Source organism: Succiniclasticum sp. (assembly GCF_056977735.1).
Window position 1 is genome coordinate 62,910 of sequence record NZ_DBMCWA010000015.1, and the last position, 22,038, is coordinate 84,947.

The 22,038-nt window shown below is 49.5% G+C and carries 23 protein-coding genes; 15 read left to right on the top strand and 8 right to left on the bottom strand.

The annotated features are described in order from the left end of the window. The 5 genes from fabF (at position 1) to ACZOWY_RS09465 (ending at position 5,491) form a co-directional block, all read left to right on the top strand. Positions 1 to 1,251, top strand: a complete 1,251-nt coding sequence (gene fabF / locus ACZOWY_RS09445) for a beta-ketoacyl-ACP synthase II (RefSeq protein ID WP_484396270.1) — start codon at positions 1 to 3, stop codon at positions 1,249 to 1,251. Between the two features lie 5 nt (positions 1,252 to 1,256). Continuing rightward, positions 1,257 to 2,027: a ribonuclease III gene (rnc, locus tag ACZOWY_RS09450; protein ID WP_484396274.1), complete on the top strand. Its 771-nt coding sequence runs from the start codon at positions 1,257 to 1,259 to the stop codon at positions 2,025 to 2,027. A 313-nt stretch (positions 2,028 to 2,340) separates the two neighbouring features. Then, positions 2,341 to 3,339: a tripartite tricarboxylate transporter substrate binding protein gene (locus ACZOWY_RS09455; protein WP_484396278.1), complete on the top strand. Its 999-nt coding sequence runs from the start codon at positions 2,341 to 2,343 to the stop codon at positions 3,337 to 3,339. A 163-nt stretch (positions 3,340 to 3,502) separates the two neighbouring features. After that, positions 3,503 to 3,961, top strand: coding sequence for a tripartite tricarboxylate transporter TctB family protein (locus ACZOWY_RS09460; protein ID WP_484396283.1), 459 nt, complete (start codon positions 3,503 to 3,505; stop codon positions 3,959 to 3,961). Between the two features lie 18 nt (positions 3,962 to 3,979). After that, entirely contained in the window at positions 3,980 to 5,491 is a 1,512-nt protein-coding gene (locus tag ACZOWY_RS09465) for a tripartite tricarboxylate transporter permease (RefSeq protein ID WP_484396286.1), read from the top strand. 202 nt (positions 5,492 to 5,693) lie between these two features. On the opposite strand, the gene ACZOWY_RS09470 is transcribed toward ACZOWY_RS09465, so the two are convergent. Beyond that, a complete protein-coding gene (locus ACZOWY_RS09470; protein ID WP_484396290.1) occupies positions 5,694 to 6,368 on the bottom strand; it encodes a metal-dependent hydrolase in 675 nt (224 codons plus the stop codon). Positions 6,369 to 6,592: 224 nt separating this feature from the next. Here ACZOWY_RS09470 and ACZOWY_RS09475 point away from each other — a divergent pair, with 224 nt between their 5' ends. The 7 genes from ACZOWY_RS09475 (at position 6,593) to ACZOWY_RS09505 (ending at position 11,611) form a co-directional block, all read left to right on the top strand. After that, positions 6,593 to 7,576, top strand: a complete 984-nt coding sequence (locus ACZOWY_RS09475) for a glucosaminidase domain-containing protein (protein WP_484396295.1) — start codon at positions 6,593 to 6,595, stop codon at positions 7,574 to 7,576. Between the two features lie 12 nt (positions 7,577 to 7,588). Beyond that, entirely contained in the window at positions 7,589 to 8,101 is a 513-nt protein-coding gene (locus ACZOWY_RS09480) for a tRNA (cytidine(34)-2'-O)-methyltransferase (protein WP_484396299.1), read from the top strand. 76 nt (positions 8,102 to 8,177) lie between these two features. Beyond that, a complete protein-coding gene (gene queD / locus ACZOWY_RS09485) occupies positions 8,178 to 8,555 on the top strand; it encodes a 6-carboxytetrahydropterin synthase QueD (protein ID WP_484396303.1) in 378 nt (125 codons plus the stop codon). Between the two features lie 29 nt (positions 8,556 to 8,584). After that, positions 8,585 to 9,367, top strand: a complete 783-nt coding sequence (gene folE2, locus ACZOWY_RS09490; protein WP_484396383.1) for a GTP cyclohydrolase FolE2 — start codon at positions 8,585 to 8,587, stop codon at positions 9,365 to 9,367. Further along, on the top strand, positions 9,352 to 10,548 hold the full coding sequence (gene folP, locus ACZOWY_RS09495) for a dihydropteroate synthase (RefSeq protein ID WP_484396308.1): 1,197 nt from the start codon (positions 9,352 to 9,354) through the stop codon (positions 10,546 to 10,548). Before folE2 ends, folP begins: the two co-directional genes overlap by 16 nt. A 1-nt stretch (position 10,549) precedes the next feature. Continuing rightward, positions 10,550 to 11,017: a 2-amino-4-hydroxy-6-hydroxymethyldihydropteridine diphosphokinase gene (folK, locus tag ACZOWY_RS09500; protein WP_484396313.1), complete on the top strand. Its 468-nt coding sequence runs from the start codon at positions 10,550 to 10,552 to the stop codon at positions 11,015 to 11,017. Between the two features lie 105 nt (positions 11,018 to 11,122). Beyond that, positions 11,123 to 11,611, top strand: a complete 489-nt coding sequence (locus ACZOWY_RS09505; RefSeq protein WP_484396318.1) for a hypothetical protein — start codon at positions 11,123 to 11,125, stop codon at positions 11,609 to 11,611. Between the two features lie 57 nt (positions 11,612 to 11,668). On the opposite strand, the gene ACZOWY_RS09510 is transcribed toward ACZOWY_RS09505, so the two are convergent. Together ACZOWY_RS09510 and ACZOWY_RS09515 are read right to left on the bottom strand one after the other, a co-directional pair. Next, the gene (locus tag ACZOWY_RS09510; protein ID WP_484396323.1) at positions 11,669 to 12,538 is read right to left on the bottom strand and encodes a YitT family protein; all 870 of its coding nucleotides are present in this window, start codon (positions 12,536 to 12,538) and stop codon (positions 11,669 to 11,671) included. Positions 12,539 to 12,569: 31 nt separating this feature from the next. After that, complete coding sequence (locus tag ACZOWY_RS09515; protein WP_484396328.1) at positions 12,570 to 12,905, bottom strand: DUF4298 domain-containing protein; 336 nt, start codon at positions 12,903 to 12,905, stop codon at positions 12,570 to 12,572. A 208-nt stretch (positions 12,906 to 13,113) separates the two neighbouring features. Here ACZOWY_RS09515 and ACZOWY_RS09520 point away from each other — a divergent pair, with 208 nt between their 5' ends. Together ACZOWY_RS09520 and ACZOWY_RS09525 are read left to right on the top strand one after the other, a co-directional pair. Continuing rightward, positions 13,114 to 13,479 carry a VOC family protein gene (locus tag ACZOWY_RS09520; RefSeq protein WP_484396388.1) on the top strand — a complete coding sequence of 122 codons (366 nt, stop codon included), beginning with the start codon at positions 13,114 to 13,116 and terminating at the stop codon, positions 13,477 to 13,479. A gap of 73 nt (positions 13,480 to 13,552) precedes the next feature. After that, positions 13,553 to 13,960, top strand: coding sequence for a DUF3842 family protein (locus ACZOWY_RS09525; RefSeq protein ID WP_484396333.1), 408 nt, complete (start codon positions 13,553 to 13,555; stop codon positions 13,958 to 13,960). Between the two features lie 53 nt (positions 13,961 to 14,013). Here ACZOWY_RS09525 and ACZOWY_RS09530 read toward each other — a convergent pair whose 3' ends face one another. Beyond that, entirely contained in the window at positions 14,014 to 14,418 is a 405-nt protein-coding gene (locus ACZOWY_RS09530; protein ID WP_484396337.1) for a CGGC domain-containing protein, read from the bottom strand. A gap of 268 nt (positions 14,419 to 14,686) precedes the next feature. On the opposite strand from ACZOWY_RS09530, the gene ACZOWY_RS09535 reads away from it, so the two are divergent. Continuing rightward, positions 14,687 to 16,102 (top strand): SLC13 family permease, encoded by a 1,416-nt coding sequence (locus ACZOWY_RS09535; protein ID WP_484396343.1) that lies wholly within the window; start codon positions 14,687 to 14,689, stop codon positions 16,100 to 16,102. A gap of 451 nt (positions 16,103 to 16,553) precedes the next feature. Here ACZOWY_RS09535 and ACZOWY_RS09540 read toward each other — a convergent pair whose 3' ends face one another. The 4 genes from ACZOWY_RS09540 to ACZOWY_RS09555 form a co-directional block, all read right to left on the bottom strand. Beyond that, positions 16,554 to 17,687: a sodium ion-translocating decarboxylase subunit beta gene (locus ACZOWY_RS09540; protein WP_484396347.1), complete on the bottom strand. Its 1,134-nt coding sequence runs from the start codon at positions 17,685 to 17,687 to the stop codon at positions 16,554 to 16,556. Positions 17,688 to 17,960: 273 nt separating this feature from the next. Then, a complete protein-coding gene (locus ACZOWY_RS09545) occupies positions 17,961 to 19,232 on the bottom strand; it encodes an SLC13 family permease (RefSeq protein WP_484396352.1) in 1,272 nt (423 codons plus the stop codon). A 599-nt stretch (positions 19,233 to 19,831) separates the two neighbouring features. Beyond that, positions 19,832 to 20,965: a sodium ion-translocating decarboxylase subunit beta gene (locus tag ACZOWY_RS09550; protein ID WP_484396357.1), complete on the bottom strand. Its 1,134-nt coding sequence runs from the start codon at positions 20,963 to 20,965 to the stop codon at positions 19,832 to 19,834. Between the two features lie 190 nt (positions 20,966 to 21,155). Beyond that, the coding region (locus ACZOWY_RS09555) for an SLC13 family permease (protein WP_484396361.1) at positions 21,156 to 22,038 on the bottom strand (883 nt) is incomplete at its 5' end.

Genomic DNA, 22,038 nt, shown 5'->3' on the forward strand with positions numbered 1-22,038 from the left:
TTGAAGAAACGTGTTGTAATTACCGGGTTAGGCGTGGTTACACCTATCGGTAACGATGTAAAGACTTTCTGGAACAATCTGATCGCCGGAAAATCCGGTATTGATACGATCAAAGCGTTCGATACAACTGAATTGAAGACAAAAATTGCCGGGGAAGTCAGGGATTTTGATTATACCCAGTTTGTAGATAAAAAGGAAGGCCGCAAAATGGACCGTGTGGCTCATTTTGCCGTTGCGGTAGCCAAACAGGCCGTAGCGGATGCAGGAATCGATGTGGCGCAGGAAGATGCTACGCGTCTGGGCGTTTGTGTCGGTACCGGTATCGGTGGGATCATAACCTTTTTGGAACAGTCTCTTAAATATGGAGAAAAAGGACCGGGACGTATCAGCCCTTTCTTTATTCCCATGGAGATACCTAATATGCCGGCAGCCCATATCGGCATTGCGCTGGGATGGAAAGGCCCTAACACGGCGATTGTGACAGCCTGTGCTACCGGTACAAACTGCATCGGGGATGCGTTGCGCACCATCCAGTACGGCGATGCGGACGTGATGATTGCCGGCGGCGTGGAAGCCGCGGTAAATCCCATTGCTATTGCCGGTTTTGAAAACATGAAGGCGCTGTGTACCGACAGCAATGAGAATCCGCAGGCGGCGTCCCGTCCTTTCGATAAGACTCGCAGCGGCTTTGTCATGGGAGAAGGCGGCGGCGTAATCGTGCTGGAAGAACTGGAACATGCGAAAAAGCGAGGCGCCCATATCTATGCGGAACTGGCAGGTTTTGCCATGAATACGGATGCGTATCATATTACGGCTCCTGATCCGGCAGGTGTGATGCCGGCTGTCTGCATGGAAGCCGCAATCAAAGATGCGGGCCTTACGCCGGACGATATTGATTACATCAACGCCCATGGCACTTCTACCCATCGTAATGACCTGAATGAAACCATCGCTGCCAAAAAGATTTTCGGAGAACGGGCCTACAAGGTTCCCATGAGTTCCAATAAATCCATGACTGGCCACCTGTTAGGCGGTGCTGGCGGTATGGAAGCCGTAGCGACCACACTGACGATTGTGAACGGTATCATTCCGCCTACCATAAACTATCATGAAGTAGATACAGAGGATGGAATGGACTTGGACTATGTTCCCAATGAAGCCAGGAAGCAGGAAGTCCGGGCTGCCATGTCCAGCAATTTCGGCTTTGGCGGACATAATGCGGTTATCGTGATTAAAAAATATGAAGAGTAACCGCCATGCATACACAGACCATGAGTAATTATACGGATCTGCCCCGTATTAGTGAGGAACGCAGGGAAAAGCTGCAGGAGCTGTGTGAAAGCCTGGGCATTACGATGCAACGGTACGAGCTGTTGAATCTGGCTCTGACGCATACATCCTTTGCGCACGAAACCTTACATTATCCTCACAATGAACACAATGAACGGCTGGAGTTCCTGGGTGATTCCGTACTGGGTCTTATAGTCAGTACCTATATGTATGAGCATTTTCCCCACTTTGACGAAGGGCGGATGACAAAGCTGCGAGCTCAGGTGGTATGTGAAATGTCATTGTACCAATGTGCAAGACGTATCAATTTGGGTAATTACCTGCGCATGGGGAACGGAGAATTGTCGTCAGGCGGTAATAAGAGGCCCTCAATTCTGGCAGATGCATTTGAGGCAGTGTTGGGCGCATACTATCTGGATCAGGGTTTTGCATCGGCGCAACAGTATCTTTTGGGGCTTTTGGAAAAGGAAATCAATGCAGTTTGCAACGGGCAGCTCGTGATGGGGGATTATAAAAGTATGCTGCAGGAAAGGCTTCAGCATAAAGCCCAATATGAAATAGTATACGAGATGTTGGGATTTGAAGGCCCTGAGCATAACCGTATCTTTACATCCGGAGTTTTTATTAATGGCGTAGAATATGGCAGCGGAAAGGGCCGTACCAAAAAGGAATCAGAACAGCAAGCTGCCAGGGAAGCGCTGGAACGACTGAAAAGGGAAGAATTCCCGCAGAAATAAATTACATCTTCGTTTTTTGAAAAAGACGGGAATTGTCTGACTTAATTTTTTCAGTTACCGGGGTATCTTGTAAAACACATCATGTTTGCGGAATGAACGCCGCAAGAGGGTGTGTTTTTCTTTTTTCCGGCTGTGTGACAATTCTTTTTGTATAGCTTTTGCTGCTGTCCGCGGAGTAAATATTTCTTGAATCTTTTTTCAAGTTGTTGTATAGTTAATATATAGGTTGTACAGAAAAATTTGCGCCCATCCGGATCGTTTTGGATGGGTTGCATATTTTGTAAAATTGAATTAAAAGAAGGAGGAGAAACTCATGAGAAAAATTCTTGCTGTTGCAGGGTCCCTGATGCTGGCTGCGTCTGTGCTGATGGCGGGGTGCGGTGGCGGCGACAAAAAGGCTGCCGATGCCAACAAAGAATGGAAACCCACAAAGGATGTTAAGGTCATCATTGCCTATAAGGCGGGTTCGGGCACTGATACAGGCGCCCGTCTGCTGCTGAACAATGCCAAGCCGTATGTAGGTCAGACCATGGTTATTGAAAACAAACCGGGTGCTGACGGAAAAATTGGCTGGACCGAACTGACCAAGGCGAAACCGGACGGATATACCATCGGTTTCATCAACCTCCCGACCTATACTACGCTGGCTATCCAGCCGAACGCTCCTTTTAATGATAAAAGCATCGTTCCCATCTGCAACCATCTGACAGAGACCGGCGTTGTTGTAGTTAAGAAAGATGCAAAATGGAAGACCCTGAAAGAACTGGTCGCTGACGCACAGGCGAAACCCGGCGAACTAAAAGCTTCTACTAACGGCGTAAAGGCTTCTAACCATACGGCTGCCCAATTGCTGGCGCAGTCCGCAAAATTCCAGTACAAGGCGGTTCCTTACGGCGGCACGGCTGACCAGCTGCTGGCTCTGCGCCAGGGCGAAGTTGATTTCTCCTGTGCCAAGGTTGCCGATATTGCCAAGCTGATCAACGGCGACAAAGCAGAACTGCGCGTATTAGGTCTGTTTGCTGAAAAACGCGATCCTGCTCTGAAAGATGTTCCGACCCTGGGCGAACTGGGTTATTATAACAAGTGGTACGGCTCTGCCCGTGCTCTGGTAGCTCCGAAGGGAACCCCGGAAAACATCATTAAATTCTATGAAACCGCTATGAAAAAGACCATGGATGATCCTAAGGTTAAAGAAGCGCATCAGAAAGCCGGCATGGCTACCGATTACAAAGACAGTAAGGCATTGGGCACTCTGATTGCGGAACAGATGGATTTCTGCAAGAACGTAGTAAGCAAATTATATGACAAATAATCGGATTCAGGCAAACTGAAAAGATGTCCGTTACGGATGCTTTTCTTCTGCCGGATGTGTAATTGTAAAATTGAAGCCGGCTGAGGCGGCTGCCTGTTGGACGGCTGCTTCAGGCCGGTTTTATTCATTGCCGTTTATTCTTTTGATCGCGAGGTTGCTTTTTATGAAAAGAACCGATATTTATATTTGCGTCTTCATGTATCTGTTCTGCGCATTTTTCCAGCACGAGACGCAGAAATTCCCGGAAGGCGCCCGCCACTATCCACATTTTGTCATCGGGCTGCTGTTTTTGCTTACGACCATCCGGCTGTACGACATGGTAAAGCAGTATATGAAAGACAGGCATGTTGTCAATGATGTGTCGGAAACGTTTAAAGGTTTCCTGCCTAAACAGTTTTGGACCATGTTTGCGGCATTTCTCGGCTTTTTTGTGCTGATGTATTTCTTCGGATTCTATCTGGCGTCTCTGGTTTATATCCTGTTTTGCCTGCACTATTTCCGAATCCCTAAGAAATATGTGGCCATGGTGCTGATTGTTATGCTGGCCCTGACCTATTTCACCTTTGGCTGGTTCCTGAACGTGCCACTGCCCAAAGGCGAGATATTGGGCGAGTTCTTGTAAGACGGGAGGCTGTTACGAATGGATGCAAATACATTAGGATTGATGGCCGCCGGTTTTTTACATGTGTTTTCCCCCATGAATATGGGAATGATGATTCTCGGTGTAACCATCGGTATCGTGGTGGGCTGTATGCCGGGTCTGTCGGCGGCTATGGGTGTGGCACTGCTTCTGCCCCTGACCTTCGGCATGAAACCGGAAACAGGCCTGATCATGTTAGGTGCTATTTATTGCGGCGCAATTTTTGGCGGATCCATCTCCGCTATCCTGATTCACACGCCAGGCACGCCGGCTTCGGCAGCTACGGCGATTGACGGTTATCAGCTGACCCTGAAGGGCAAAGCGGGTAAAGCATTGGGTACTGCCTGTACGGCCTCTTTCTTCGGCGGTCTGTTCAGCTGTATTTCCCTGTATTTCTTTGCACCGGCCCTGGCCCAGCTGGCCATGAAATTCGGCAGCCCGGAATATTTCTGGCTGGCCTTATTCGGGCTTACTATTATTGCGGGTGTTACTTCCGGATCTATGGTCAAAGGCCTGATGTCCGGCGCCTTTGGTCTGGTGCTGTCTACCATCGGCATGGATCCCATGGAAGGTGTAGAGAGGTATATGTTCGGTATCGACGCCCTGTATAACGGTATCAACGTAACCTGCGCCATGATCGGTCTGTTCTCCATGTCACAGGTGTTTATTCTGATTGAAAAGGCAATCAAGGAACGGGGCAACGTCGTTGATTTTGAAGACTCTGTTTTCCTGAAAGCGAAAGAGCTTGCCCAGATCTTCCCCCACGTGATCCGTTCCTGGCTTATCGGTAACATCATCGGTATCCTGCCCGGTGCCGGCGCTTCCATTGCCTGCTTTTTGGGCTACGATACCGCCAAGAAATTCTCCAAACGGAAAGACGAGTTTGGCAAGGGTTCCATTGAGGGCGTAGCGGCATCTGAAGCAGCCAATAACGCGGTTACCGGTGGTTCTCTTATTCCTACGCTGACCCTGGGCATCCCCGGTGAATCCGTAACAGCCGTATTGATGGGCGGTCTGATCATTCAGGGCCTGCAGCCCGGTCCTGAGCTGTTCACCAAATATGCGGAGATGACCTATACTTTCTTTGCAGGCTTCGTTATCACGCAGTTCTTCATGCTGCTGATCGGCCTGGGCGGCTGCCGTCTGTTCGCGCATATTGCCCGCCTGTCCGACGCCATCCTGATTCCCTGCGTGTTTGTGCTGTGCGTGGTAGGTTCCTTTGCCATCAACAACAGTTTCGTGGAAGTGGGGATCATGTTCCTGTTTGGCTTTTTCGGTTATCTGATGCGAAAGCTGGATCTGAATACAGCGGCAGTTGTTTTGGCGCTGATTTTAGGGCCTATCGGGGAACGGGGCCTGCGCCGCAGCCTGACCCTGTCCAGTAACGATATCAGTATTCTGTTCAGCACCCCCATCTGCTGGATACTGATCGCCCTGTGTATCCTGTCTTCTTTCTCGCCGCTTCTCATGAAGGCTTTGAAAAAGCGGGAAAAGGCTGGCGAAGCTAAGTAAGGAACTGGTGACAGTGCTGTTACCGTTAATACGAAACTGCGTTGCATTAGTTTTTGAAACCGGTTTTATCGAAAGCAAAATAATACAAGACACAAAAACATATAAAAACGAGGGCAACGGTTTCTTTGAAACCAGCAACCCTCGTTACTTTTTTATCTTAGTATATTATGTTTAAGGACACTTTCTCTTTGCACCAGATCTGTTAATCCCATTCCAACGTGTCGCCAGGGTCAACAAGAACGACCTGTGTGCCGGGAACGTTCTGTTCCACATCTGTCTTATAGGCTTCAGGATCCTGAGCGATGACGGGCCAGGTGTTGTAGTGGATGGGGATGACTACCGGAGCTTTTAAGAAGGCCGCTGCTTTGGCTGCATCGTGGGGATCCATGGTGAAATTGCCACCGATAGGAAGCAAAGCATATTTGAAGGGATCCAGCTCCTGTAAGAGCTGCATATCGCCAAACAGAGAAGTATCGCCGGCAAAATAGAATTTCGTTCCATGAAAATCAATGATGAACCCGCAGGCGTGACCACCGGCAATGCCGCTGCCGTGGAAGGCAGGGGTGATTCGTACCTTTCCAAAGGGGAATTTGTACGTGCCACCAATGTGCATGGCATGTGCCTTACATCCGTTTTCCGAAGCCTGACCGGCGATTTCCGCTGTAGTAATGATCAGGGCATCACACTGTTTGGCCAGTTCATAGGCACAGCCCAGATGATCGCCGTGGGCATGGGAAATGAAGATATAGTTTACCTTCAGGTCTTCCATAGAGACGTGGATGGGGTTGCCGTCCAAAAACGGATCGCAGATCAGCGTCTCGCCGCCAGCGGTAACGGTAAAGCAGGCGTGGTGGATAAATTTGAATTCTGCAGACATGGTGATTCCTCCTTTAATTATTTTAATGACATCATAAAAACATGGTTTTATATTACTATTATATCATAATATAAGTCTTCCTGTCAGATATCCGGGAAACATTTCAAAACAGCATTTTGAAATGGGTTTAGGGTTTACAGATAAACAGAGTTTGTCATATAATTATATATTAATAAACATAAGCGGGAAATAAGAAAAAACTGAAAATAGGGGAGAACAAATCTATGGATACTATGAAGAAGATTGCCTGCACCGTGGTGGTTGCACTGTTTCTGTTTCCGGCCCCGGGGCAGACAGCCAGAGTATCCTCTGCCGGCCGGGAGTCCAAACCGGTCGTAATAAGTATGGGGGACCGTCCAGGGGCGATCGTTCCTGGCGTAAAACAGGATAAGAAAGCGGACGATAAAAATAAAAGTAAAAAGGAAAAAGACAACGAAAGGAAAACAAAAAATAATGTTGATGTACAGACAACTCCGGTAAACAAATCTGCTGTAAAGACTGGCGCTAAAACAGAGAAGACGGCAACGGCCAAACGCAACCTGAATGCGATTTATATTTTGCCGAAAGGTTACAAGGACATTACCATCAAAGGAAAGGCTCAGGCTACCAAAAAACAGGCGGCCCAGCTGATTGCAGCGAATAATGGGAATCTTCCTATCGGTTGCAGCATCGGCGAAATTATAGATCTGTACTGGGAAGAAGCAGAACGGGAAGGAATCCGTCCTGATATGGCCCTGTCTCAGGCACTGTTGGAAACAGGTTATTTCAATTTTGGCGGCAGTGTGGAACCCTGGCAGCACAATTACTGCGGGTTGGGAACCATCGGTGGCGGTGTGCAGGGGGCTGCATTCAAAACGCCCCAGGAGGGCGTTAGGGCCCATATCCAGCACCTGTTGGCCTATTCAGATTACAATCTGCCTAAGACCAAACTGATTGATCCACGGTATGACAAGGCCCATAATCTGCGTCTGGAGAAGGGACTTATTACAAAATGGTCGGGCCTGAACTGGACCTGGGCCATGGGTGGTGAATATGCGGAGAAGATTGTTAACACCCACCAGCTGATGTTGCGTTGTCCGGATAAAGAGCCGGAAGGCATGTGGACTGATCATAAAAAGCAACAGAAAGAACTGGAAAAGCTGTACGAGAAAAGAATCAAAGAGCGGAATAAACTGGAAAAGTATAAATATGAAAAACACAAAAAATAGAGAGGCCTGAATATGCATATCGTATTATACCAGCCGGAAATCCCGGCCAATACCGGCAATGTGGTGCGCCTGTGTGCCGTTACCGGCTGTCACCTGCACCTGGTTCGTCCACTGGGTTTTTCAACGGACGACCGGCAGCTGAAACGGGCAGGGCTGGATTATTGGCATTTGCTGGATATAGATTACTGGGATGATATTCGCGATTTATTTGAAACCTACAAAGAAAATCCGAAGTATTTTCTGACGAGCAAGGCGGCTAAAGGGTATACCGAAGTTCATTATGATACAGACAGTCTGCTGGTCTTCGGAAGGGAAACTTCCGGGTTGCCGGATTGGATCCACGAAGAATTTCCGGAACAGTGTTTGCGTATTCCTATGATACCGGATCCGAAAGCCCGGTGCCTGAACCTGTCCAATGCTGTGGCGGTGGTAGCCTATGAAGCCTTCCGCCAGCAACCGGATTTTGGCGGATTAAGCCTGACGCCTACCTTTCATTCCGGAAAACTGAATTCACAGTATGAATAACAGAACTGCAAGGATGCCTGAAAACGCAGTTAAAGTGAAATTGCAAGGCGATTGCTTGCCTGCAAAGGAGGGAACCATGATCGTTCTGAAAGAATTTGAATTTGACGCAGCCCATTACCTTCCCAGCTACAATGGGAAATGTGAGCGCCTGCACGGGCACACTTATAAACTGGTGGTAAAGGTTGATGGGGTCCCTGATATGGAAGGAATGGTGCTGGATTTCTCCCTGTTAAAAAAAATCGTGCAGACAAAGGTGCTGCGAAAACTGGACCACAGGTTGTTAAATGACGTAATTCCCAATCCAAGCGCGGAAAACATTGCAATCTGGGTGTGGGATCAGCTGGCGAAACCCTTGTATGCGGAAAACCGCCGGCTGTTTGAAGTGGAAGTCTGGGAGACCCGGACCAGCGGCTGCATTTACCGGGGTGAGTTCTATGAAGGTGAATTATGCTGAATGAGTCTTTGGAACAGAAAAAACGGATATTGAAGGATGTACAGTCGGAACAGGACAGCCGCAATATCCCGCTGAAACATGTGGGTATCAGCGATTTGCGATGGCCTCTTGTGCTGCGTGACCGGCAGAAAGGGGAACAGCATACAGTAGCTGTTGTGTCTGTAGCAGTGGATCTGCCCAAGGATCTGCGGGGTACACATATGAGCCGCTTTGTACAGTGCCTGCAGAAACTGGACGTTGTCAATCTGTCGGCGCTGGAAGAAGTGCTGGACGATCTGAAAGAAAGTCTGCTGGCAGACCGGGCCTTTCTGAAATTGGAATTTCCCTATTTTATCCAAAAAGAAGCACCGGTGAGCGGGCTCTCTTCTGTTATGGACCTGAACTGTGTCTATACCGTGGAAAAAGGCGAAAGGTTTATGCAGAAGGTGGAAGTACAGGTGCCCATTCAGACTTTATGTCCCTGCTCAAAGGAAATCAGTTCTTACGGAGCTCATAACCAAAGGGCCACGGCGTCGCTGGAAGTGAAAGCCAGGGAATTTGTCTGGATTGAAGAACTGGCGGACATTGCCGATGCGGGAGCCAGCGCCCCGGTATACGGCTTGCTGAAACGCCCCGACGAAAAGTTTGTGACGGAAGAAGCGTATGATAATCCGCGCTTTGTGGAGGATGCAGTGCGGGAGATTGCTTTGCGGCTGGAAGAGGATTCACGTATTATCTGGTACCGCGTCACGGTAAAAAGCTATGAAAGCATCCATAACCATAATGCGTTTGCCTGTGTGGAAAAAGGGTGGAATGAATGCTGTACGAAGTAAATCAGGATGCACTGCGTTATGAGATGGAGCATTTGGGCGTGTACAAACCTGCTGTTGCCATCATGCTGGGAAAAGGGAAAATCACCCCGCTGAAAGTACTGCGTGTACGGACACCGGCGGCTAATATTATCAAACAGGAGATGCTGGCGGCAGGGGGAGACTGCGCCACGCCGGGGACGACCATTACCTGTGCGGTATCCCATGCGGATATCCTGTTGCTGGGCAGTCAGAAGCATTACAGAACGCTGGTCCATAAACTCAAACAGATGCCGTATTTCGGTATACCGGACATCGTGGAAGACCTGGAGCAATATCTTACACCGGCTGCCAAATCTACATTGCTGGCTGACGGACGTACGCTGCGCTACGATTCCGTGCAGGTGATGGGTATCCTTAATGTGACACCTGATTCCTTTTACGCCGGCTCCCGGAAAAACAGTATAGATACGGCGCTGGAACAGGCTGAGCGGATGCTGGCAGAAGGCGCGGCTGTGTTGGATATCGGTGGGGAATCCACCCGTCCCGGCAGCGAACCGGTTACGGCAGAGGAAGAAAGGGAACGGGTATTGCCTGTTGTGACGGCAGTCAAAAAGAAGTTCCCGGACAGTATCATTTCCGTAGATACGTATCGGGCTGCACTGGCAAAAGAAGCGATGCAGTGCGGAGGAGATATCATTAATGATATCAGCGCCATGACGGCAGACAAGTCTATGATTGATGTGGTGACAGAGGCGAAGGCGCCTATCATTCTGATGCATCGCAGGGGAACCTCCAGAGATATGCAGAAACAGTGCAGTTATAATAACGTAGTGCAGGAAGTGACGGAATATCTCCTGGAGCGGGCAGATCTTCTGCAGGAGCGTAAAATCGGTGCAGATAAGATTATTCTGGACCCGGGCATCGGTTTTGCCAAAAACGACGAACAGAATCTGCGCCTGATGCAGAATCTGAATGCCCTTACTGTAAACGCATACCCCGTACTGATGGCAGCGTCCCGCAAGACTACCATAGGTAATGTATTGGGAATAAAGAATAATCCGCTTCCGCCGGAAGAACGGCTGGAGGGTACCCTGGCGGTTACAGCCTCTGCTGTGTATGCAGGAACCAGTATGGTACGGGTGCATGACGTGAGGGAAAACCTGCAGCTGATCCGCATGCTGGAAGCGATACGGAGCGTGTGATATGGCGATTTATATTGCGTTGGGAAGTAATATAGGCGATACGGTGAAAAACCTGAAGGATGCCCTTGCTCTGATGGAGAAGAAAGGCCTGAAGATTATAACTGTATCTGATTTCATTACAACCAAACCGTATGGCGTGACGGATCAGCCGGATTTTCTTAACGCCGCAGCGGAAATCAGAACAGAAAAGTCCCCGACAGAATTGCTGGAACTTTTATTGCAGACAGAACAGGAAATGGGGCGGAAGCGGCTGCGACGCTGGGGGGAACGGAACATCGATCTGGACCTGCTGCTGTATGACAACAGGGTCATTGATCTGCCGGAACTGAAGGTGCCTCATCCGGACATGCAGAACCGGGATTTTGTATTGCGTCCTCTGGCGCAGATTGCACCCGCAGCGGTGCATCCGATACTGGGGAAAAAGATAGAACAGTTATGGGACGAATTGCAGGAAAGAGAAAAAGAGTAATGGCTATAGAATGAAAGTTTTGTGTAGCGGTTGTGTCGATGAATGACAACGCTGCTGTTTTCGCATTTTTGGAGTAAGATAACAGAATTGAATGGGAGACCCAAAATGAAAAAAGTATTTGCTGTTTGCCTGGCTTTAGTTTTGCTTTTATGTTGTTCGCCGGCTTTCGCTGATTCAGCGCCCCTGACAGGAAGAAAAGATTATGAAATGATTGCACCGGAAAGCTACGAAGGTTATTGGGAAGAAAAGGCGGGAGGGCGGTTACTTATGTCCGTTGCCCCGACGGATGAACCGGACTGGTACGATGTAACTGTCACGGTTCGCGACAGGATTCCCAAAACGGATGTGTACATGATGCGGGCCCACTATCAGAAAGACGGAAGTCTGTATTATGAAAACTGCCAGCTCGCGATCCGGAAAGTGAAGAGAGACGGTACGGTGAAGGACAAAGTGAAGTATCGCAACGGTTCGGGACTTTTGTATTACAGCTTTGACGAAAACGTCCTGTATTGGACTGATTACACAGTGAAGCCGGAAAAAAATGTTCGTACATTTATAAAAACGGCTTCGCCTGAAGCAGGCGAAGCCATGTGATAAGCAAAAGATCGAAATAAGCATTGGTAAGTGCATCGGCGAAAAACAGCATTTCCCTCAATCTCCGGTCTTATCCAGATAATGTTTGGCATAGGAAAAACCGGCGCCCCGTACTTCATTGACTTCGGAAACAGTGAAGAAAGCATCCGGGTCAGTGGCGGAAATAAGCTGGGTGATGGGATACAGCTTCCGCCGGGGAATTACGCACATGATACATTTTCCCTGCCTGCCTGTGTAGGCTTTTTCCACGTAAAACATGGTAGCGCCGGCGTCTTCCGCGAGGATTTGCTGCCGGATTGTCTCGCTTTCATCTGAAATGATAAACAGCTGTATCTGGGACTTGCCCAGGAGCATGATTTTGTTCATAGTCATGGTGAAAAGCGCCAGTACGAAAATGCCGAACAGGATTTGTTCTATACTGGAGAAAAATGCCTGGCTGCATAAAACAAGTCCGTCGATAATATATAACAAGACAGATACGTTAAGATGAAAGTATTTATTAAGAATCAGCGCAGGAATGTCTGTTCCACCGGAGGAGCCGCCGGCCCGTAACAGAAGCCCGATGCCTCCGCCCATCAGCACGCCGCCGAAGACGGCTGCCAGCATGATATTATCGGTGACCGGTTTTCCCGCAATGGACAGCTGTTCCAGCAACGACATGGCCAGCGGGTAGAGAATGGAATTGGCGATAGTCGTCAGCGCGAATTTTTTCCCCAAACAGAGGTAGCCGGTTACAAAAAACAGCATGTTGATTACAAATACCATGGCCGAAAGCGGAAAGGAAATATAATGCGTCAGCGCCAGTGCGATACCTGTGGAACCGCCCAGGATGATGCCCTGGGGCGCGATAAAAATGATAACGGCAGCAGCTACGGAAAAATTGCCCAGCAACATTGCAATAATGCTGCTGGTGATGCTTTTGTTCATGACAGTGCTTCTCCCTCAAAATCATTAAAATTTATAGCAGTCCTTTGTATTTAGAAATCAGTTCATCCCGCAAAGCCAAAAAGTCGTACACGGCGTCTTCTGACAATACGCCGCGTCTTAAATCCCGCGGAAGTTTGCCTGCCTCATCGTCGGCAAAATCTTTTTGCCATTGTCCGCCTGTATAATACAGTTCCAGTTCGCGTATCTCTTCTTCAAGGGCAATGTAACGATCCAGCGCCTCTTGTAAATCCCGTACAGCTTTGGAGCTTTTATCGAATATTTCTTCCATCCGGCAAATCCGTGTAATCTGTGTTTCACTTTCTTTTACATCTTCATTTGTTATGTCGTACTGTCTTGATCTCTGCATCGTATAATCTCCTTGTTTCTTTGTTATTATATTTTAAATTATATCACAACAGCACAAGAAATGTTATCACATAATTGACCGTGGAATGAAATTTTCTAAATTTAGAATAACTTTATAAATCGGAAAAAATTAATACGCTATTTGATGTGGTATAATATAAACAGAAATTCCCTGAATAATATACGGAATGAACCGGAAGGAGAAGTGCATCATGATTAAATTTGCCCACAATAATTTCAACGTGTTGGATCTGGAAAAAAGCATGAAGTTTTATGAGGAAGCGTTAAACCTGAAAGAAGTCCGCCGGGTTGAAAAACCGGATTTTACGTTAGTTTATTTAGGCGATAACGGTGAAACGCCTCACACGCTGGAACTGACCTGGCTGAAAGACCGTAAAGAGCCCTACAATCTGGGCGAGAATGAATTCCATCTGGCCTTTGTCACCGACGAGTATGAGGCCCTGCATGAAAAACACAAGAAGATGGGCTGCATCTGTTACGAAAATCCAATGATGGGCATCTATTTCATCAATGACCCGGACGGGTACTGGCTGGAAATCCTGCCGGTACGGTGAGGCAGGCAAATGCTGGTTTATAATACAGATTAACCGGTGATTTTTAATTATTGAAAGCATAGAGAGGCAGATTATGCGTATTCTTGTAATTGACGGACAGGGCGGCGGCATCGGCCGTTCTTTAGTGGAGCTGCTTGTTAAAAATTTCCCGGATGCGGAAGTCGGGGCGACAGGGACAAATTCCGTCGCAACGGAAACCATGCTGAAAGGCGGGCCGTCTTTTGCGGCTACCGGTGAAAACGCGATTATATTTAACGCTGCGGAAGCAGATGTGATTGTCGGGCCGGCAGGCATCATCATGGCTAACGCCCTGCACGGGGAAATCAGTCCGGCTATTGCCATGGCAGTTTCCTCCAGCAAGGCTAAGGTGGTGCTGATTCCCATGAATCACTGCCGGGCTTACATTGCCGGCGTAGAAGAAAAGAAGATTGCGGATTATCTCCAGGACGCCGTGGACATTATACGGAAGATAGCGGAATAGTCCCAAACGCAAAAAATACCGTCAACCATTACTGCGATGATTGACGGTATTTCTTATTCAAAGGGCTGATAGATTCCTTCCGCTCTTCTGCGGGCTGCTGTCTGGGAAATGTAGGTTCCTTCAATTACGGTGAAGCCCCGGCGTGCAATGGTCTTTTTCAGGTAATTCTTAAAGGGGCAGGGCAGGCGGTGATGATTCTCCGTGCAGATGCAGGTGGACAGATGGATTACTACATCTTCTTTCTTTTCGTCGTTGGCCAGCAGCCGTTTTTCCAGATTTTCTATTTTCACATCGATGCCCGCTCCGCAGCAACCCCCGCAGTTGATTGTCATGTAACGGGTTCCTTCCGGATACCCTTCCATTTTTCCGCTGCGCCGGGTGAATGCTTTCATGCAATTATATCCGGAACAGCGTCGGGTTACCAGTTCGCACTGTACGATTACTGCCAATTTTGACATGGTCATCCCTCCTCGTAAATCACTATGACGTAGATAAATTATATCATATTAAGCTTTATTTTTCGATGGAATTACAGTGAGGCGCTAAATTACAAACAGTGCGCCTGTTGTACTTATTTGTTTCGGTTTGCAATCTGTGCGCTTTGGGTATATAATATTAAAAACAAAATGAACAGGAAGCGTTGGCAAGAAACAGCCAACGGTTTTTATTTTTTATAACAAATCCTTTGAAAAAAGAAGAAATTATAATCGTGTTGGGGGCGAGTTTATGAGTCCGTACATGAAACGGAATCTGGCGTTACTTTCCGGGCCGCTGGCGTTTTTGTTGCTGCGGTTCGCGGCGCAATCATTTGGCAGCGCGGCTGCAGGTGCATTGGGAATGGCGGCATGGATGGCGCTTTGGTGGGTCTTCCGTCCGGTGGGAATCGCGGTGACCGCGTTGCTGCCGATTGCCGTCAATGCGTTACTGAATCTGATTCCCAGCGGGCATGTAATCAGTAATTACTTTTCGGAAATTGTAGTGCTGCTGCTGGGGGCTGACCTGATTTGTCTGACCTGGAGCCGTACCGGTCTGGACCGGCGGGTGGCGGTGAAAGCGCTATGCGGTATCGGGACTTCCATGCGGCAACAGATTATGGCGTGGCTGGGAGCATCGGTGATTCTCTCCGTCTTTCTGCCCAATGTGGTGGTAGCTGCGATTCTCTGCCCCATCGCGGCAGCCATGCTGAAATTTGTGAATGGCGGCGGAGAGGCAGATATTCATCAGGCAGCGCCGATTCTGCTGGCGATTGGCTGGGGCAGCGGTATCGGCGGTTTTGGCTCTCCCATCGGCGGTGCGGCGAATCTGGTTGCTATTGCCTACATGGAACAGCTTACGGGACATGAGTTCATGTACGTGGACTGGGTGCTTCGATTCGTGCCAATCTTGTGCCTGGTCTTTCTTTTAAATCTGTTATTCCTCTGGCAAACGAATCGTACGACCCGGGATTTAAACGGTTCTGCATCCTATTTTAAAAAGCTGAGTGAAGAGTTCGGGCCGCTTAAGCGGGGCGAAAAAACAGGACTGATATTATTTGTGCTGGCTACGTTGCTGGCATTCCTGCGCCCGCTGTATGCGGATATATTACCCGGACTGAAGCCTGCCTATTCATTTCTGACGTTAGGTCTTCTGATGTTTGTGCTGCGCGATGAAAACGGTGAAGTGATGCTGGATTGGAAATATGCGGAAAGCCATGTTATGTGGGGCATGATGTTCCTCTTTGCCAGCGGCATGGCTTTGGGGCGTATGCTCATAGAAACCGGGGCGGTGAAGCAGTTGACGGCCCTGATTGCGGCAAGCGGACCTTCCGGCGGACTGGGAACCATAGTGCTGTTTGCGGCTTTCGGTTGTTTTCTTACCGAACTGTCCAGCAATACGGCAGCGGCTTCCATTGCCTTGCCGGTAGTTATCAGCATTACCCACGCCATCGGGCTGAATCCGGTGCCGTATATACTGCTTACGGTGGTAGCGGTGAATTGTGCCTATGTTCTGCCGGTTTCTACCCGGGCGATTCCGGTGTCTTACGGGCTGGACGCAGGGCTGCAGATCCGGCAGGGCCTGCGACTGACTGTTCTCAATGTATTGCTGGTAACGCTTATTGGCTGGATCTGCGTGAATTACATTCCGATTTTTGCAAAACTGTAGCGGTTGCCGGGGAAAACCATGTGTTTATGGTTGCCATCCTGCCAAAAACTGATGGCAAGTCGCACGGACAATTAGCCGGCTGATAAAAACAAAACACCCTGCATGTTCCGTTTTGCCGGAAACACACAGGGTGTTCTTTGTTTTTAACTTCACTAACGGCGGAAGCTCTACAACCGTATACCACAAGGGTGTCTCACGTCCTTGCGGAAAGAGGAGGAGTGAAGTTAAAGGACAACCGAGTGGGACAACCGTATTGCGCAGGTCCTACACGTTGACCTTATAATAATCACGCCCGCTGCGGCGTGGTTATTATCGAAAGAGTATCGATGGTAAGAGTTGTTCTGTTCAACAAAGTCAGACCAGATACTTTGTTCAACAGAATAATACTTGCAAGATGTCTGGCAGCACAGGGCTGCCAGACAATGTTTGTAATGCAGAATTGCCGCAACAGTTATTTGCCGGCAGGTCCAATCATAGCCAGCATGGTGCCTGCTGCAACAGCAGTACCGATAACGCCTGCTACGTTCGGGCCCATGGCATGCATCAGCAGGAAGTTGGCCGGGTTGGCTTTCTGACCTACAACCTGGGATACACGGGCTGCCATCGGAACAGCGGATACACCCGCGGAACCGATCAGCGGATTTACCTTGCCACCGGAGGCAACCTTCATCAACTGACCGAAGATACAGCCCATGGCTGTACCGGCTGCGAAAGCAACCAGACCTAAGCAGATGATCAGGATGGTGTCGTATTTCAGGAACTTGTCAGCTTCCATGGTCAGACCGGTACCTACGGACAGGAAGATGGTTACGATGTTCATCAGCGCGTTCTGTGCGGTGTCGCTCAGACGGTCTAAGCAGCCGGCTTCCTTATACAGGTTGCCTAACATAAGCATACCGATCAGGGCGCATACCGGAGGCAGTAACAGGGAAATGAAAATCGTGGAGAAGATCGGGAAAATGATACGTTCAAACTTGGTTACCGTACGCAGCTGGTCCATCTTAATGGCACGGTCGGCTTTGCTGGTGCACAGCGTCATGATAGGAGGCTGGATCAGCGGAACCAGAGACATGTAAGAATACGCAGCAACGGCGATAGCGCCCAGCAGATGGGGAGCCATCTTAACGGTCAGATAAATCGCGGTCGGGCCGTCAGCACCACCGATGATACCGATGGCTGCAGCTTCACGCAGGTCGAAACCTAACAGCATGGCGCCGATCAGGGCTACGAACACACCGCCCTGGGCAGCAGCGCCCAGTAACAGGGTCTTCGGGTTGGCGATCAGGGGACCGAAGTCAGTCATAGCGCCAACGCCCATGAAAATCAGCGGAGGGAATACTTCGTGGTTGATACCGTACAGGATGACCTGCATAACGCCGGGTTCTTCAACGAAGCCGGTCTTGGGAATATTGCCCAACAGGCAACCGAAGGCGATGTTGGACAGCAGCAGAGGTTCAAAGCCTTTGCCGATAGCCAGGTAGAGCAATACTAAGCCTACCAGCAGCATGATTACGTTTCCGCTGGTCAACCCTTCAAAGCCGGAGTCGTTCCATACGGACTGGAGAGAAACAATTAATGCTTCCATAAAATATGTCCTCGATTCTTAAAATAATGGTGGGGGAAACGTTGTTAGCGAATCCCCGGATAAAAACAATTGGTTTCATTCAGAAATTAAAAAATAAGTGCAACTGTAAAACACGGATCCGCATCCGGAAGGCAGCGGCAGCTTTCTGAATGGGTACCGCCTTGCCCTGCCGGGCTGCAGATATTGTCCGGCTGCCGCCTGTGAGCCACGGCAGCCGGGATAAAACTGAAATGGTCTGATACCTGCTGTATCAGGCACATCTTCGCAGGGTTATCAGCCGGGGAAGAAGGGCCAGAACATAGGAATCAGGATTACGGAAAGAATGAAGCAGACGATTACCAGACCGGTGCCAGCCTTTACATAGTCCATGAATTTGTAGCCGCCAGGGCCTAATACCAGGGTGTTAGGCGGCGTGCCTACCGGGGTGGCAAATGCACAGGATGCCGCAACTGCAATTGCCATCAGTACTGCGTGCGGGGAAGCACCCAGCTGTTTGGAAATCGCGATGCCGATGGGGCACAGCAGCGCTGCGGACGCCGTGTTGGACATGAACTGTGTCAGACCGCAGGACAGGATGAACAGTACAATAGTAACTACCATCGGGGACGGGGAACCGCCCATGATTCCTACTGCCCATTCAGCGATAACTTTACCGGCACCTGTCTTATCCATAGCAGAGGATACAGGCATCATACCGGCAAACAGGAAAATGGTTACCCAGTCGATGGAAGCATAAGCCTGTTTTTCAGTTAAGCAACCGGTCAGTACGGAAACGATAGCGCCGGTGATGGCAGCCATTTCCAGGGTCACGCCTTTGATACCCAGAGCCATGGTCAGAACTACGGCTAACAGGATAACGCCGGATACAACCATCTTGGAGCTGGAAGTTTCATTGGCTTCGATTTCCTGTTCGATTTCCTGATCGGCATCCAGTTCCCGTTTCGGAATCAGGTGTTTGCCTAAGAACATCATGTAAACCAGACCTGCAATGGACAGGGGAATACCAATCTTTGCGAATTCGAAGAATCCGAAAGCACGGTAACCGGCCTGAGCCAATGCGCCGGAAGCGATGATGTTGGGAGGCGTACCTACCAGGGTGATGATACCGCCGAGGCCGCAGGCGAATGCCAGAGGCATCAGTTCGGTAGAAGCAGGGATCTTTGCTGCTGCGCACACGCCCAATACTACAGGCATTAAGCAGGCAGCCGTACCGGTGTTGGACAGAACGGAGGATAACCCCGCGCCAACCAGCATGATACCGATCATCAGGCTGTTTTCACCGGTGCCGGTGATTTTTACTACAGTTTCACCGATTTTCTGGGCCAGGCCGGTGTAGAACATGGCAGCACCTACAACAAACATGCCGGCGAACAGAACAACGGTGGAGTTGGACAGGCCGCTGAATACCTGCTTAGCCGGGATAAATCCCAACAGGCCGCAGGCAATAGCGCCAGCCGTAGCGGTAACTGCCAGAGGAATGATTTCGGTAACGAAGAATAAGGCAATTACTGCAAGAAGAATAAGACACTTTGTGGACTGAGCCATAATAACTCCTCCTTTTTACTGAGTCCCACATACTTTGAGTCTCACAGTTGCATTAACAAATTAACACGTCCGGACTAATTCCGCATTCGCTGAAAGTAGGAAGTATGTTTGCAGAATCTTGCTGGATGCTACTTCCTAAGATATATAATTTCGGAGAAAGGGATTAGTACGGTCGGAAGTATGGAATTTCTAATACTTTCGTACTTGTTTTTGCTTAAAGGTAGTAGTTATTTCGGCTCCCGGGAGTTCATGCTGTCACTATGCGCATAAAGTCAAACACCCTGCGCACTCCCGTTTTAGCGGAAATGAGCAGGGTGTTTTCATAGTTTTTAACTTCACTAACGGCGGAAGCTCAACCAACCGTATACCGTAAGGGTGTCTCACGTCCTTGCGGAAAGAGGAGGAGTGAAGTTAGTTTTATAATATTCACGCCCGCTGCGGCATGAGTATTATTAAAGGAAACAATCTGTTAATTATTATTCTGTTCAGCAAGATACTATGGAGTTATTTGTTCAACAGGATAATAATTGAGAATATGGTTAGAATGTCTGGCAGCGCATGGCTGCCAGACAAGTTTTACTACTGTTTTGCAGGAAGGATTATTTGCCTGCAGGTCCAATCATAGCCAGCATGGTACCGGCTGCTACTGCAGTACCGATAACGCCTGCTACGTTGGGGCCCATGGCATGCATCAGCAGGAAGTTGGCCGGGTTGGCTTTCTGGCCTACTACCTGGGATACACGGGCTGCCATCGGAACAGCGGATACACCCGCGGAACCGATCAGCGGATTTACTTTGCCGCCGGAGGCGATCTTCATTAACTGACCGAAAATACAACCCATTGCGGTACCAGCTGCGAAAGCTACCAGGCCTAAGCAGATGATCAGGATGGTGTCATATTTCAGGAATTTGTCTGCTTCCATAGTTAAACCGGTACCTACAGACAGGAAAATCGTTACGATGTTCATCAAAGCGTTCTGTGCGGTGTCGCTCAGACGGTCCAGGCAGCCGGCTTCCTTGTACAGGTTGCCCAGCATCAGCATACCGATCAGGGAGCATACCGGAGGCAGCAACAGGGAAATGAAAATTGTGGAGAAAATCGGGAAAATGATACGTTCAAACTTGGTTACCGTACGCAGCTGGTCCATTTTGATCTTCCGGTCCGCTTCGCTGGTGCACAGCGTCATGATAGGAGGCTGGATCAGCGGAACCAGGGACATGTAGGAGTAAGCTGCTACTGCGATAGCGCCCAGCAGATGGGGAGCCATCTTTACGGTCAGGTAAATAGCCGTCGGGCCGTCTGCGCCGCCGATGATACCGATGGCAGCCGCTTCACGCAGGTCAAAGCCCAGCAGCATGGCGCCGATCAAAGCTACGAACACGCCGCCCTGGGCAGCAGCGCCCAGCAGCAGGGTCTTCGGATTGGCGATCAGGGGACCGAAGTCGGTCATGGCGCCAACGCCCATGAAAATCAGCGGAGGGAATACTTCGTGGTTGATACCGTACAGGATTACCTGCATTACGCCAGGATCGGTGGTAAAGCCGGTCTTGGGGATGTTGCCCAACAGGCAGCCGAATGCGATGTTGGACAGCAGCAGAGGTTCAAAACCTTTGCCGATAGCCAGGTAGAGCAGAACTAAGCCTACCAGGAGCATGATTACGTTGCCGCTGGTCATGCCTTCGAAGCCGGAGTCATTCCATACGGACTGGAGAGAAACAATTAATGCTTCCATAAATACGTCCTCGTTTCTTTAAACAAATTTTGTTTCAGGTAACTTCCGGAAAAACGCTACAGGTTTTCCGGATAAATAAAAGTGCAACTGCAAAACTTTGGGAAGATCCCGGCTGCCGCCTGTGAGCCACGGCAGCCGGGATAAAGCTGAGATGATTTGATATCTTATGTAATGGAAGATCCTCTGCAGATTATTTGCCGGGGAAGAAAGGCCAGAACATAGGAATCAGAATCAGGGAAAGAACGAAGCACACGATTACCAGGCCGGTGCCGCATTTTACATAGTCCATGAAGGTAAACTTGCCGGGGCCTAATACCAGGGTGTTCGGAGGCGTGCCTACCGGGGTAGCAAATGCGCAGGATGCTGCAACGGCGATAGCCATCAGAACGGCTGCCGGATCAGCGCCCAGCTGTTTGGAAATTGCAATACCGATGGGGCACAAGAGCGCTGCGGATGCCGTGTTGGACATGAACTGGGTCAGGCCGCAGGACAGGATAAACAGTACAGCGGTCACGATCATCGGAGACGGGGAACCGCCCATCAGACCTACTGCCCATTCAGCGATAACCTTGCCGGCGCCGGTTTTGCTCATAGCAGAAGATACGGGCATCATGCCGGCGAACAGGAAAATGGTTACCCAGTCGATGGAGGCATACGCCTGTTTTTCAGTTAAGCAGCCGGTCAGTACGGAAATGATAGCGCCGGTGATAGCGGCCATTTCCAGGGTAACACCTTTGATACCCAGAGCCATGGTCAGAACTACGGCTAACAGGATAACGCCGGAAACAATCATCTTCGAAGAAGAGGTAGAAGTCGCTTCTACTTCCTGTTCGATTTCCTGATTAGCATCCAGTTCCCGTTTCGGGAGCAGATGTTTGCCGATGAACATCATGTAAATCAGGCCTGCCAGAGTCAGGGGGATACCGATCTTTGCGAATTCAAAGAATCCGAAAGCGCGGTAGCCGGCCTGTTCCAGAGCGCCGGAAGCGATGATGTTGGGAGGCGTACCTACCAGGGTGATGATGCCGCCTAAACCGCAGGCAAATGCCAAAGGCATTAATTCGGTAGAAGCA

What these genes read in the sequence shown, in the direction of transcription:
- ACZOWY_RS09525 (WP_484396333.1), top strand. Translation starts at nt 13,553, where the DNA reads ATGCGTATTCTTGTAATTGACGGACAGGGCGGCGGCATCGGCCGTTCT.
- ACZOWY_RS09510 (WP_484396323.1), bottom strand. Translation starts at nt 12,538, where the DNA reads ATGAACAAAAGCATCACCAGCAGCATTATTGCAATGTTGCTGGGCAAT.
- folP (WP_484396308.1), top strand. Translation starts at nt 9,352, where the DNA reads ATGCTGTACGAAGTAAATCAGGATGCACTGCGTTATGAGATGGAGCAT.
- ACZOWY_RS09465 (WP_484396286.1), top strand. Translation starts at nt 3,980, where the DNA reads ATGGATGCAAATACATTAGGATTGATGGCCGCCGGTTTTTTACATGTG.
- ACZOWY_RS09455 (WP_484396278.1), top strand. Translation starts at nt 2,341, where the DNA reads ATGAGAAAAATTCTTGCTGTTGCAGGGTCCCTGATGCTGGCTGCGTCT.
- ACZOWY_RS09545 (WP_484396352.1), bottom strand. Translation starts at nt 19,232, where the DNA reads ATGGCTCAGTCCACAAAGTGTCTTATTCTTCTTGCAGTAATTGCCTTA.
- ACZOWY_RS09480 (WP_484396299.1), top strand. Translation starts at nt 7,589, where the DNA reads ATGCATATCGTATTATACCAGCCGGAAATCCCGGCCAATACCGGCAAT.
- ACZOWY_RS09470 (WP_484396290.1), bottom strand. Translation starts at nt 6,368, where the DNA reads ATGTCTGCAGAATTCAAATTTATCCACCACGCCTGCTTTACCGTTACC.
- folK (WP_484396313.1), top strand. Translation starts at nt 10,550, where the DNA reads ATGGCGATTTATATTGCGTTGGGAAGTAATATAGGCGATACGGTGAAA.
- ACZOWY_RS09530 (WP_484396337.1), bottom strand. Translation starts at nt 14,418, where the DNA reads ATGTCAAAATTGGCAGTAATCGTACAGTGCGAACTGGTAACCCGACGC.
- rnc (WP_484396274.1), top strand. Translation starts at nt 1,257, where the DNA reads ATGCATACACAGACCATGAGTAATTATACGGATCTGCCCCGTATTAGT.
- ACZOWY_RS09540 (WP_484396347.1), bottom strand. Translation starts at nt 17,687, where the DNA reads ATGGAAGCATTAATTGTTTCTCTCCAGTCCGTATGGAACGACTCCGGC.
- ACZOWY_RS09460 (WP_484396283.1), top strand. Translation starts at nt 3,503, where the DNA reads ATGAAAAGAACCGATATTTATATTTGCGTCTTCATGTATCTGTTCTGC.
- ACZOWY_RS09550 (WP_484396357.1), bottom strand. Translation starts at nt 20,965, where the DNA reads ATGGAAGCATTAATTGTTTCTCTCCAGTCCGTATGGAATGACTCCGGC.
- ACZOWY_RS09505 (WP_484396318.1), top strand. Translation starts at nt 11,123, where the DNA reads ATGAAAAAAGTATTTGCTGTTTGCCTGGCTTTAGTTTTGCTTTTATGT.
- ACZOWY_RS09515 (WP_484396328.1), bottom strand. Translation starts at nt 12,905, where the DNA reads ATGCAGAGATCAAGACAGTACGACATAACAAATGAAGATGTAAAAGAA.
- ACZOWY_RS09535 (WP_484396343.1), top strand. Translation starts at nt 14,687, where the DNA reads ATGAGTCCGTACATGAAACGGAATCTGGCGTTACTTTCCGGGCCGCTG.
- queD (WP_484396303.1), top strand. Translation starts at nt 8,178, where the DNA reads ATGATCGTTCTGAAAGAATTTGAATTTGACGCAGCCCATTACCTTCCC.
- ACZOWY_RS09475 (WP_484396295.1), top strand. Translation starts at nt 6,593, where the DNA reads ATGGATACTATGAAGAAGATTGCCTGCACCGTGGTGGTTGCACTGTTT.